Source organism: Maribacter sp. HS (genome assembly GCF_048059195.1).
Taxonomy (GTDB): domain Bacteria; phylum Bacteroidota; class Bacteroidia; order Flavobacteriales; family Flavobacteriaceae; genus Maribacter; species Maribacter dokdonensis.
In genome coordinates, this window is record NZ_JAYLVV010000003.1 from 482,412 (window position 1) to 494,846 (window position 12,435).

The 12,435-nt window shown below is 36.0% G+C and carries 13 protein-coding genes; 6 read left to right on the top strand and 7 right to left on the bottom strand.

The genetic code is table 11. The features are described 5' to 3' along the window. The first annotated feature begins 46 nt into the window (after nucleotides 1-46). The gene (locus VBZ51_RS07195; protein WP_071340602.1) at nucleotides 47-451 is read left to right on the top strand and encodes a hypothetical protein; all 405 of its coding nucleotides are present in this window, start codon (nucleotides 47-49) and stop codon (nucleotides 449-451) included. A 55-nt stretch (nucleotides 452-506) separates the two neighbouring features. Here VBZ51_RS07195 and VBZ51_RS07200 read toward each other — a convergent pair whose 3' ends face one another. From VBZ51_RS07200 to VBZ51_RS07215, 4 genes are all read right to left on the bottom strand, one after another. Beyond that, nucleotides 507-2,918 (bottom strand): TonB-dependent receptor, encoded by a 2,412-nt coding sequence (locus tag VBZ51_RS07200; RefSeq protein ID WP_416576498.1) that lies wholly within the window; start codon nucleotides 2,916-2,918, stop codon nucleotides 507-509. Continuing rightward, the gene (gene recO / locus VBZ51_RS07205; protein ID WP_416576499.1) at nucleotides 2,911-3,639 is read right to left on the bottom strand and encodes a DNA repair protein RecO; all 729 of its coding nucleotides are present in this window, start codon (nucleotides 3,637-3,639) and stop codon (nucleotides 2,911-2,913) included. Before recO ends, VBZ51_RS07200 begins: the two co-directional genes overlap by 8 nt. A gap of 119 nt (nucleotides 3,640-3,758) precedes the next feature. After that, the gene (gdhA, locus tag VBZ51_RS07210; RefSeq protein ID WP_416576500.1) at nucleotides 3,759-5,102 is read right to left on the bottom strand and encodes an NADP-specific glutamate dehydrogenase; all 1,344 of its coding nucleotides are present in this window, start codon (nucleotides 5,100-5,102) and stop codon (nucleotides 3,759-3,761) included. 160 nt (nucleotides 5,103-5,262) lie between these two features. Continuing rightward, a complete protein-coding gene (locus VBZ51_RS07215) occupies nucleotides 5,263-6,417 on the bottom strand; it encodes a cystathionine gamma-synthase (protein ID WP_416576501.1) in 1,155 nt (384 codons plus the stop codon). An 84-nt stretch (nucleotides 6,418-6,501) separates the two neighbouring features. Here VBZ51_RS07215 and VBZ51_RS07220 point away from each other — a divergent pair, with 84 nt between their 5' ends. Then, nucleotides 6,502-7,239, top strand: a complete 738-nt coding sequence (locus VBZ51_RS07220) for a DUF3298 and DUF4163 domain-containing protein (protein WP_215997002.1) — start codon at nucleotides 6,502-6,504, stop codon at nucleotides 7,237-7,239. A gap of 2 nt (nucleotides 7,240-7,241) precedes the next feature. On the opposite strand, the gene VBZ51_RS07225 is transcribed toward VBZ51_RS07220, so the two are convergent. Further along, a complete protein-coding gene (locus VBZ51_RS07225) occupies nucleotides 7,242-7,703 on the bottom strand; it encodes a DinB family protein (protein ID WP_416576502.1) in 462 nt (153 codons plus the stop codon). A gap of 121 nt (nucleotides 7,704-7,824) precedes the next feature. Here VBZ51_RS07225 and VBZ51_RS07230 point away from each other — a divergent pair, with 121 nt between their 5' ends. Both VBZ51_RS07230 and VBZ51_RS07235 read left to right on the top strand, forming a co-directional pair. Continuing rightward, nucleotides 7,825-8,178 (top strand): arsenate reductase family protein, encoded by a 354-nt coding sequence (locus tag VBZ51_RS07230; RefSeq protein WP_071340606.1) that lies wholly within the window; start codon nucleotides 7,825-7,827, stop codon nucleotides 8,176-8,178. Then, complete coding sequence (locus tag VBZ51_RS07235; protein ID WP_416576503.1) at nucleotides 8,175-9,080, top strand: DMT family transporter; 906 nt, start codon at nucleotides 8,175-8,177, stop codon at nucleotides 9,078-9,080. Before VBZ51_RS07230 ends, VBZ51_RS07235 begins: the two co-directional genes overlap by 4 nt. Here VBZ51_RS07235 and VBZ51_RS07240 read toward each other — a convergent pair. Together VBZ51_RS07240 and VBZ51_RS07245 are read right to left on the bottom strand one after the other, a co-directional pair. Further along, complete coding sequence (locus tag VBZ51_RS07240) at nucleotides 9,077-9,634, bottom strand: GntR family transcriptional regulator (protein WP_175518844.1); 558 nt, start codon at nucleotides 9,632-9,634, stop codon at nucleotides 9,077-9,079. The two genes, VBZ51_RS07235 and VBZ51_RS07240, sit on opposite strands and share 4 nt — an antisense overlap. Before the next feature lie 168 nt (nucleotides 9,635-9,802). Further along, nucleotides 9,803-10,276 (bottom strand): acyl-CoA thioesterase, encoded by a 474-nt coding sequence (locus tag VBZ51_RS07245; protein ID WP_058104802.1) that lies wholly within the window; start codon nucleotides 10,274-10,276, stop codon nucleotides 9,803-9,805. A gap of 122 nt (nucleotides 10,277-10,398) precedes the next feature. On the opposite strand from VBZ51_RS07245, the gene VBZ51_RS07250 reads away from it, so the two are divergent. Continuing rightward, nucleotides 10,399-11,373, top strand: a complete 975-nt coding sequence (locus VBZ51_RS07250) for an NAD(P)H-dependent flavin oxidoreductase (protein ID WP_071340610.1) — start codon at nucleotides 10,399-10,401, stop codon at nucleotides 11,371-11,373. A 9-nt stretch (nucleotides 11,374-11,382) separates the two neighbouring features. Continuing rightward, complete coding sequence (locus VBZ51_RS07255; protein WP_416576504.1) at nucleotides 11,383-12,345, top strand: YheT family hydrolase; 963 nt, start codon at nucleotides 11,383-11,385, stop codon at nucleotides 12,343-12,345. The last annotated feature ends 90 nt before the right edge of the window (nucleotides 12,346-12,435 follow it).

Genomic DNA, 12,435 nt, shown 5'->3' on the forward strand with positions numbered 1-12,435 from the left:
TACACGTATATTATTGCGAACAATTAACCATTAAACGTTTACACAAATGAAAAAAGTAATTTTAGGATCATTAGCAATTTTAGCACTTAGTATGTCTGTTTCTTGTAGAGATGCTGCGGACAAAGCCAAGTCTGCAACTGAAGAAGCTGGAGCTGCATTAGAGAATGCAGGAGAAGAGTTAAAAGAAGCCGGTAAAGAATTGGAAGAAGCTGGTGAAGGCGCTATGGATGCTGCTAAAGAAGCAAGCGAGAATGCCATGGAAGCTGCCGAAGATGCTGCTGAATCAGTAAAAGAAGCAGGACAAGAAGGTATGGAAGCTGCCAAAAAAGCAGGACAAGACGGAGTTGATGCTGCAAAAAAAGCGGGTAACGATGTAAAAGATGCTGCTAACGAAGCTGCAGATAAAGCCGCTCAAAAAGCTGCAGAAGTTGAAAAGGCGGTTAAACACTAATCATATCCTTTTTATATAATTTTAAAAGACCCGTAATTTACGGGTCTTTTTTATGTCAAAAATAGTAGCCCAGGCCCAAAATAACATTAATACCCGGAGCCACAATACCAGACGAATATGTTCTATAACGCTGGTCCGTAAAATTTTCTACATTAGTGGTTATCTTAATAGTACGCGAAACATCGTATTGCGAACGAAAATTCAATGTGTACCACGATGGTGAAAACGGATTACCATTTTCATCAATTGCATAGATATAATCTTTTTCTTGTTCTGACATCGCAAGATCGTCATATGCCACTTCTCCATTATAATTTACGAATAGATCTGTACGGATTCTTTGGTTTTTCCATACAATATGAAAATCACCAAAAGTAGGTGCCGCATGCCTAGCCGCTGTTTCAGTACCATCATCTTCCTCTTCTACACCTTCGGTTAAAGTTAAATTAGATGATAATGACCATTGTTCTGACAAGTACGCTTCCAATCCAAATTCAAAACCATATACGTAAGCTTTTGCCGCATTTTGTATAGCCTGCACATTACTGAGCTCACCACCATACATTATCTCAGATACACCATTATAGCTAAAATCCCTTCTAACCAAAGCATCAACCAAATAGGTGTAGTAGGCAGCTCCTTTAAAAATGATCTTATCATTGATATTACGCTGAACACCTATTTCGGCATTATACGCATATTCTGGCTCTAAGTCTGGATTTGGCACAACCACCGAACCTGGTTCAGAATCAAATATTTTACCGACATCGTCAATATTGGGAGCTCTAAAACCTGTTGATCCATTTAAGGTAACCTGAAGGTTTGCCCTTGGAAACCAGCTAAAACCCAAACTACCTGTTAACGCCCCTGTACTTAAGTCAGCTTTTTCAAAAGGAAAGTCATAAAACGTATCGTCAAAAACAGCATTAACCCAAACATGGCTATATCTTAAACCGGACATTAAGGTGAAATTCGGTTTTGCTTTATATTCACCATTTACATACCCGGCCAAACTTTGCCAAGAAGACCCATCTGGATATCTAGATGCGGCATTTGTTTTTTCATTGGTATTGACATTAAGATCAAAACCATTGGAACTTACTTTGTTATAAATATATTCACTACCATAATAAAGTTTAAAATCACCAATTTTTTTATTCTCGAAATCTACATTGAAATTATACGCATCTACTTGTTCTTTTGTAGTATTTTTAATTTCGTCTTGAAAATCCCTATTAATTCTACTTTCCTCAAAAAATTGATAGGCCATACCAAGTTTTAAACCATCATACACTTTTCCGTTTCCTTTTTTTAGCAGCTGGGCATTACCCATAAACCACTTTTGAGGACCATAATACCATTCGGCCGAACGCAAGCCTAGACCATCACTTGTTGGCCTAATCAACCGGTCATACCTAGAATAGTTGGATGTTTCACTATAATATGCACCCAAATTCAAATCCCATTTAGAATTAGGCTTGAATAAGAATTTCTGCATCATATTAATTTGATCATAACCCGTAGTTACCTGTTTTTTAGGATTACGGTTTTCTACCAGCTCATCTACACCATTTACCGTTTGTACATAGTTGTTTCGCAAATAAGAATCAGGACCATGTGATCCCATTCTCAAATCTTGAAAATTGTTGTATGTCATACTAGTGAACGATGCCCATTTATTCAGTCCTAAGTTGACATCTGCATGAACCGTATTTTCATTATTGGCCGATGAAAATCTATAATTTGCTTTTCCGCTAACCAATAAACTGTCGTTTTCAGACAACATTGGTTTGTTCGTGTAAAAATTCATTACCCCTCCAATGGCATCACTTCCATAAATTACTGAGCCCGGTCCAAAAATGACTTCGGTATTCTTTATGGTATAAGGATCTATGGATATTACATTTTGTACGTTTCCTCCTCTAAAAATAGCATTGTTCATTCTTACACCGTCTACCGACAACAGCAATCTATTTGTAGCAAAACCCCTGATCATAGGGCTACCGCCACCTAATTGGCTTTTTTGAACGAATACCTTACCGCTGTTTTGAAGTAAATCTGCAGAAGTTTGTGGTGTTGTTAGCGCTATTGACCTAGCATCTAAAGATATTATTCTATTTGGAATATCTCTCTTTTGCTGCTCCCACTTAGAGACGGACATTACTACCTCATCTAATTGTTGGATTTTCATAACAAGATAAACCTTATGCCCCTGTCTTTGAAGCTGCATTTTTGTGGTCTTGAACTCTTGGTAGCCAATATGTTTTAAGGTAATACGCTCTTTTGCACCAAATACAGAAGCATTGAAAATACCGTCAAAATCAGATAACGCGATTTTTGACTTATCTTTATTAAATACGGCAACATTAGAAATTTCCTCTCCACTATCACCATCTAAAACGGTAATATTTTGTGCACTACTAAAACAACTATAGAAAAGAAACGCTATAATTAAATACCTAGACATATGTATTAAAAACTTCATTTAAAACGGCAAGCGACTTTGGTTTTCTAAATCCTTGCAAATGCAATTCAAAGTATAGAACTAAGGATTTCAATAATTCCTGGCGATTGGTTTTGTTCATTTTTATGGTATGTATTGCATCAAAATTTGTGCCTAAGAAGGATTTGAAAAAATAAATATTTTCACCTTTAAGATTGGGGTTCAATGATTCTTTTTCAGCAAACTCGCCTTCCAAAAGATCAAAATAAGGCTTATCTATTTGATATACATCTGGATAAAATCCCAAAAACTTTGTTAGTGACAACATAAAATACAGATGAAAATTTGCAACATTCCTATGCATATCCAACCACTGTAGAGATGCCTCTAAAAACTCAAATAATTCTTCGTTTCTTTCTTCTTCCCGTATGCTGTTCCCCAGCAATTCCGCTAAAAACAAAGTCATTGCATTTTTTGCCATATCTGCATATAAGCTTTGGTAATGATAAAAAACCTTAGCCTCTTTGAGCGTCTCTAAACTACCTTTGTTCTTGTGGTTGGCAACGATTTCCAGTTGGGTCAACGGCTGAAAATATGCTGTCTTTAATTTACCTTTTTTAGAAGATAGGACTCCTCTCAACAAATATGATTTAATTCCGTCCGATGCCGTAAAAGCCTTAACAATAAGGCTGGTGTCGCCATATTTTATCGCAGAAAATATTATAGCCTTGGTAGTTACCTGCATTTTAAAACATCTATTACAACAAAGATAGTTGTTTGGTATTTGGTAAATGAAATGCATAAAAAAATGCGAGAACCTAGTTAGGTTCTCGCATTATAAAATTTATACTTTACGGTAGTAACCTAGATTACACCTTGAGCCAACATAGCATCGGCTACTTTTACGAAACCAGCAATATTGGCTCCCTTTACGTAGTTACAGAAACCATCTTCCTCTTTACCGAATTCAATACAAGAATCATGAATATCTTCCATAATGTCCTTTAAACGCTCATCTACCTCTTCACGAGTCCAGCTTATTCTTAATGAATTCTGAGACATTTCTAAACCAGACGTTGCAACACCACCAGCGTTTGATGCTTTACCAGGTGCAAACAAAATTTTTGCATTGTTGAATTCATGAACCGCATCTGCATTACAAGGCATATTAGCACCTTCCGCAACACATATACAACCATTCTTTAATAGGTTTTTTGCATCTTGCTGATTTAACTCGTTCTGAGTTGCACATGGCAAGGCAATATCACATTTTACGTTCCAAGGCGTTTCGCCGGCAAAAAATTCTGCAGAAGCATATTTATCTGCATATTCAGATATACGACCTCTTCTATTATTCTTTAGATCCATTACAAAAGCAAGCTTTTCGTCGTTAAGACCATCTTTATCATAGATATATCCGCTAGAATCTGAAAGGGTCACCACTTTTGCACCTAGAAGAATTGCTTTCTCCGCTGCATACTGAGCAACATTTCCTGAACCTGAAATTACCACAGTCTTACCATCAAAGGTTTCATTTTTGGTCTTCAACATACTTTGAGCAAAGTACACGGTACCATACCCTGTAGCTTCTGGTCTAATTTTAGAACCACCCCACGAAAGACCTTTACCGGTTAAGACTCCAGTAAACTCATTCCGTATCTTTTTGTACATACCAAAAAGGAAACCAATTTCACGTGCACCCACGCCTATATCACCGGCAGGCACATCTGTATTTGGACCAATATGACGATTTAATTCTAACATGAAGGCATGGCAAAAACGCATTACTTCATCATCAGATTTTCCTTTAGGGTCAAAATCAGAACCACCTTTACCACCACCCATTGGCAGGGTAGTAAGGCTATTTTTAAACACTTGCTCAAAAGCCAAGAATTTAAGAATACTAGCATTTACCGTTGGATGAAAACGTAAACCACCTTTGTATGGCCCAATAGCAGAATTCATTTGAATTCTATATCCACGGTTTACATGTATCTCACCATCATCATCTACCCATGCAACCCTAAACGAAACCAAACGCTCTGGCTCAACCATTCTTAAAAGAATGTTCTTACCATTATAAATTTCGTGCTTTGCAATATATGGTATTACTGTTTCTGCAACTTCTTGAACTGCTTGAATGAATTCTGGTTCGTGACCATTTCTGGCAATAACCTCATCCATAAATGCTTTAATTTTATTTTCCATAAAGCTATTTGAACTAATTTAAATTATTGATTTCAAAATATAACGGCAAAATTATGCTATTTGTGTAATTTGATTGCTTATTTTTTTAAAATTCGATAAAATTTGTTGTTTTAGCAACAAACTACCTCAACTTACTGCATTTAATTTAACATTTAGGCCATTATGCTATCGCTTGATCTAAATCTGCAATTAAATCATCAACATCTTCTATACCAACGCTTAATCTTATCAAAGCATCTACGATGCCACTCTTTAGTCGTTCTTCTTTCGGAATACTTGCATGGGTCATACTCGCAGGGTGACCAACCAAACTTTCAACACCACCTAACGATTCGGCCAATGTGAATACCCGTAACCTTTCCACAATCTTTATTGCCTCTTCATACCTACCGCCTTTAGGCACAAAAGAAATCATTCCCCCAAAATCATTCATTTGTTCTTTTGCGATCTTATGATTGGGATGATGTTCAAAACCTGGCCAATATACTTTCTCAATTTTTGCATTATTGTACAAGAACTCGGCAATTGCTTTTCCATTTTCACAATGACGCTGCATACGCACATGCAAAGTCTTAATTCCCCTTAACACCAAAAAACTATCCATTGGTCCACAAACCGCTCCACTGGCATTTTGTATAAAGTACAATCTATCCGCTAATTCTTGGTCCTTAACCACCAACGCTCCTACAACCGTATCGCTATGTCCACCCAGATATTTGGTTGCCGAATGCATTACGATATCTGCCCCCAGTTCTAACGGTTTTTGTAAATACGGGGTCGCAAAGGTATTGTCTACCGCCAACAGAATATCCTTATCAATGGTTAAAGATGCTATAGCCTTAATATCGATAATATTCATCATTGGGTTTGTAGGAGTCTCTACCCAAATCAATTTTGTCTTCGAGTTGATTTTTTCTTGAACGGCATTTGCCCCCTGCATACCTACGAAATGGAAAACTATTCCGAATTTTTCAAATATCCGCTTAAAAATTCTATATGATCCTCCATAAAGGTCATTTGTAGAAATTACTTCATCACCAGGTTGTAACAACTTTATAACTGCATCTATCGCTGCCAATCCGCTGCCAAATGCCATACCATGAGTCCCCCCTTCAATACTTGCCAATGAATTTTCTAAAGCCGTTCTTGTAGGGTTTGCACTTCGTGAATACTCATACCCCTTATGCCCTCCTGGTGTAGTTTGGGCATAAGTTGAGGTTTGATATATTGGAGGCATTACCGCTCCATAACCTGCATCGGGTTTTTGACCACCATGTATGGTCTTGGTGTTAAATTTTAAGTCTTTGGAGGCCATAGTAAAGTATTTACCATACAAATGTATCGTTATCTTTTGGGGAATACAATGATGGTGTATTTTTACATGAAATCTAACTTTTACATGAAATCTACGCTTTCGTTCCTGCTTTTTGGTCTGCTACTTATTGCCTGTAACAATAAAAACCATCTACCCTTTGAACCCTATACCGTTTCTACCGATTCTTGCGAGAATTGCACTAAAGTCAAGATAGAAATACCGCATGCGACAGCGAACACAAAACTTAGCAAAACTATTAATGCTGCTTTGGAAGGTGAAATTATAGCCCTATTGAATTTTGATGAAGAGAGCGATGCTACAAATTTAATTGAAGCAAAAAATGCTTTCTTGAAAGATTATGAGGAGTTAAGCAACAAGTTTTTGGAAGAATCAATCCCTTGGGAGGCAACAATTGAAGGTGCCATCTCTTTTGAGAATGACACGCTTATTACCATTAATCTTATTTCTTATATCTATACCGGTGGGGCACATGGCTATGGCACCAACAGATTTTTGAATTTCAACAAACTGGAAGGTGCGGAATTATATCAAGAAAATCTATTTCATGACTTAGATGAATTCACCCATTTTGCAGAATCGCTCTTTCGTAAACAAGAAAATATTCCTTTGGAAGGTTCTATAAACAGTACGGGATTTATGTTCGAAACTGAACAATTTTACCTGCCTACGAATATAGGATATACAGAAGACGGACTGTTACTATTTTACGAACCTTACGAGATAGCTTCTTTTGCCGACGGACCAATAACCTTGTTGATTCCATTTAGCAAGGCAAATCCCTATTTAAAATACCCCAAGTAACCCTAGGCCAAATGTTTTAACAACAATGATATTTGCCCTATATGTAGCCCTTCATGAAATAAATTAAAAGCTATGGCATCATCAACATTTTTCAGTGTCACCCTTGCACTCGTGGTATACTCTTTAAAAGTTTTAAATAGCTCCGTATTGTAATCTTCTATGAGCCATTCTGCCGTAGATATCAAGAAATCCGCAATCATCATCATCTCTTCATCAGAAGCTGTGCCATCGGGCACTGTACCTTTCATGAACTTATCCACTAAATTATCTGGCACGCGCATTTGAAGTCCACTGAACTTATAAATCAGAACCTGTTGAGTAATCACGGTATGGGCTATATTCCAATACACATTATTATTAAATCCTTTCGGAATTTTTAATAATTTATCTTTTGATGTATTTGTCAATATCGCATGTAAGTTTCTACGATTCTGCAACATTACCTGAAAAATATTCTCTGTCATCATTTCACATTTAATACCCAGTAAAAATAGCACAATTAATGTTATTTGGGTTTCTTTGTAGTACCAAAGCCTTTATTGAAAACAATATTAAATACTGCTTACCAGTAAGCCTAGCATAAAAATGAAAAAAATATATCACTTAAGCACTTGTTCTACGTGCCAACGCATTATTAAAGACCTACAACCCCTTGTTGATTTTGAACTACAGGATATAAAAACCCAGCCTATAACTAATGACCAATTAGAGCAAATGCAAAGCTTATCAAACAGCTACGAAGCATTATTTAGTAAAAGAGCGGTATTATACCGTGAGAGAAATTTAAAAGAACAAGAGCTCTCAGAAGATGACTTTAAAAGTCTAATACTAGAACAATATACTTTTCTAAAAAGACCTGTAATCATTGTAGACGACCAAATTTTTATTGGTAACAGTAAAAAAGTGGTTGAAGCCGCTAAAAAGGCAATACATTCGTGAACAAGCGATTACTAGCTATACTTGCAGCCATTGGTGCCACCACTATTTATGGTGTAAACCACACCATCGCCAAAGGGGTTATGCCCCATTTTGTACAACCTTTTGGTTTTATTATTTTAAGAGTTTTAGGTGCTGCCATTTTATTTTGGCTGATTTCTCCATTAGGACCAAAAGAACGTATTGATCCAAAAGATTATGTACGCATGCTCATCTGTGCACTATTGGGCATGGCAATGAATATGTTAGTATTTTTTAAAGGGCTATCACTTTCTACCCCAATTAATAGTGCAGTTTTAATTACAACAACCCCAATTATAGTTTTAATATTATCCGCCATTATTTTAAAGGAAAAAATATCTGCCAGAAAAGTTATTGGCATTGTAATAGGATTGCTGGGTGCCTTAGGGCTAATCTTATTTGGAACCGAAACTAGACAAGATGCGCCTAATATTCCATTAGGCAATTTTTTGATTTTTCTAAACTCTATGTTTTATGGCTCTTATCTTGTATTGGCAAAAGTGCTTATTAGTAAATATCACCCATTTACCTTTATGAAGTGGCTCTTCTCATTAGGGGTACTAATATGTCTACCGTTCGGTTTTGAAGAATTTATGGATATTTCGTGGAGCACACTGCCTTTTGAAGCATATTTTGGTATTGGCTTCGTTATTTTAGGAACTACCTTTTGTACGTATCTATTTAACATATTTGCCCTAACGCAATTAAAGGCATCAACCTTAAGTGCCTTTGTATACGTACAACCTTTGGTGGGTATAGCTTATGCGGTACTTACTGGACAAGATACTATTACTACCGTAAAAATTGTTGCCGCATGTTTTGTACTGCTTGGAGTTTATCTATCCAGTAAAAAACCAAAAAAACAACAACTTCAAGAACATTAAAGGTGTGACCTCTTACTGTTTTCTAGATGAACGGCTATTCTCCTTACCGCTTTTTCCTCATCTCGTTGATGCATGGCAGATACTATGTCCAAATGTTCTTGCATAATTGTTTTTAGAGGTCTATTTAACCCCACTAAATCCATAAAAGGTAAAATTTTTGCAGATTTAAACAATTCGTACAATGTTCTATTTCCACAATTCCTGGCAATAAACTCATGAAAATATCTGTCAATTTTATAAAAGACATATGCATTTTGTGGTCCTTTTTCAAAGGGGACCAATAAATTTCTTAAATCGTCGATTTTTGATTGAGAAGCATTTTGAGTAAAAAGCTTAACGGTCATTGTTTCAATTGCCATTCGACAATCGAACATTTCCGCAATTTCCTGTTCAGACAATTCTCTTACAGTAAGACCATTATCTAAACTACCCACCAACAAACTTTCTTGTCGTAACTGCAACAATACTACCGGTATGGTATCGTCTTTAATATTTAATGTATGAGATAACCTATGCTCGGTTATTAATTGACCGGGAACCAATTTTTTGGTCACGATCAATTTTTTTACCCTCCCGTATGTTTCTTGAAATATTTCTTCAGGTAGGCTAACCATAAAGTAAATACATAATTATTGGTTCGTTAAAAACTACAGCTTTTTTGGGGGGAACTCAACTGTAATTGTTTCGGTCAACTAAAAATAAACTATTTGAACTTGAAAATTCTATAAATTTTTAGGAATTTTCATGAACTTTCTAGAGTCTTCTTTTGTAAGCACTTTGAAATGCTCTCCTTTTTCAATTTCACTGAATTTATTTAATAATTCTTCTGTTAACCCAGTCAGTTTTCGGGTTTTCAAATCTATCCAAGCACCCATCATCTCACACCTTGCAATATTCTCTCCTTTATGATTATAGAAGTTATGATGAAATTCAAAGAACTTACCATCTTCGCTTAAACCCATAATTTCTAATGAAACCTTTATAGGCTTACCAGGAAATGCCTCTTTAAAATAATATACATGTTCATAAAAAACTACTGGTCCTATTTCATGAATTGCCATTGTTTTATGATCAAAGCCTTGTTCAATTAAAAAAGCCATACGGGTATGACTCATGAAATTAATATATGCCGAGTTTGCTAAATGCCTATTTGCATCTACATCACTCCATCTTATTTCAAAATCTTTAAAGTACATATTTATAATTTTTTGCTATGCATGCATAATACTTCATAAAAATAACATAGTTTTGAAACCTAAGAAACAAAGAACACCGTTTTTTATAGTTATTTTTAAATTACGTTCTAAAACACATCGATATGGCTGATAAACCTGGTTTTATAAAAGAATTGTCCCTTCCTGCTGTTGCAGCACCAATGTTTTTAATTTCTGGTCCACAACTGGTTATTGAATGTTGTAAAAATGGAATTGTTGGTACTTTTCCTGCCTTGAACCAAAGAACCAGCGAAGGGTTTGAAGAATGGTTAGTAGAAATTAAGTCTGCATTAAAAACCTATGAGGAAGAAACCGGAAAAAAAGCTGCTCCTTTTGGAGTTAACCTAATAGTACACCCAACAAACCCAAGATTAGAAGCTGACATTAAATTGTGCGTAAAACATAAAGTACCATTGATTATCACTTCTCTAGGTGCTGTTTCACAAGTTGTTGACGCCATTCATAGTTACGGTGGTTTAGTTTTTCATGATGTCATTAAAAAACGACATGCCCAGAAAGCTGCCGAAGCAGGTGTAGATGGGTTGATTCTTGTAGCTGCTGGTGCCGGTGGACATGCTGGTACCTTGAACCCAATGCCATTTGTTGCTGAAATAAAAAAATTCTTTAATAAAACCATTCTTCTTTCGGGCTGTATAAGTACTGGTAGAGACATAGCTTCTGCTTTACAAATGGGTGCGGACCTAGCCTATATGGGAACCCGTTTTATCAACACTACCGAAAGTAAAGCAACTCCAGAATATCGTAAAATGATTATTGATGCCGGTGCAAGCGATGTAGTCTACACTGCATCTATTTCTGGTGTACATGCCAATTTTTTAGCAGCTAGTTTAAAAGCTGCAGGTATTACCGAAGAAGACCTTAAAAAAGATGTAAAGATCGATTTTGGCAAAGAGCTAGATACCGAGGCGAAAGCATGGAAAACCATTTGGTCCGCAGGTCAAGGCTCTGCCCTTATAGAGGATTCTTCATCTGTTGCAGAATTGGTTAGCAACCTTAAAACTGAATTTAAAGATGCTATTGAAGAGCAGATAAAGGTTCTAGAAACATACCCAAAGTAAAACCTGAAAATGCCCTTAGTACACTCTTCATATAACCCGCCATTATTTTTTAAAAATGGGCATATTTCAACTATTTATGCAGGGTTAATTAGAAAAGTTAATGATTTAGAACAAATACGAATTCGTATTGATTTGCCCGATACAGATTTTTTAGATCTAGATTGGAGCTATGCTTCAACACCTTCAAAAAAACTGGTCATTATTATTCACGGATTAGAAGGCAGCTCAAAAAGGGCCTATATAAAAGGTAGCGCAAAGATATTGTCTAAAGCTGGTTATGATATTTGCGCTATAAACCTAAGAGGGTGTAGCGGTGCAACCAATAAACTCTACCGCTCTTATCATTCTGGTGCTACAGATGATTTACGATCGGTGATAACACATATTACTCAATTAGATGAATATCACAGCATTTATCTACATGGTTTTAGCCTAGGCGGTAACCTTCTTCTTAAATATTTGGGGGAAAAAAGAGATGTCCCTAGCACCGTAAAAGGCGCCGTTGCTATATCCGTACCCTGCCAATTGGCAGATTCCCTAGAGCAATTACTGCAGTTTAAAAATGCAATATACGCCAAAAGGTTTAAGGGAAACCTTATACAAAAACTGAAGCTAAAACAGCAATTGTTTCCTGATGATATTTCAGATACCGATATTAAAAATATAAAAACCCTTAAAGATTTTGATGATATCTACACCAGTAGAGCACATGGTTTTAAAGATGCCTTGGACTACTACACACAAAGTAGCAGCTTACAGTTTCTAAAATATATAAAAGTGCCTACACTAATCATCAATGCCTTAAACGATTCTTTTCTTGGTAAAGATTGTTATCCCATAAATATTGCTAAAAACAACAAGAATATATTTCTAGAAATGCCCAAATATGGTGGGCATGTGGGTTTTTATGGAAAAAATAACTTTACATACTCAGAAAAACGCACTTTAGAATTCTTGGATAGCATCACCTAATATTTTACTTGTACTCACAATAAATATCATAAGTCTATAATAAATTGTTATCCTGTTACATTTATTGAATAAAAACAAGCATACATCTAC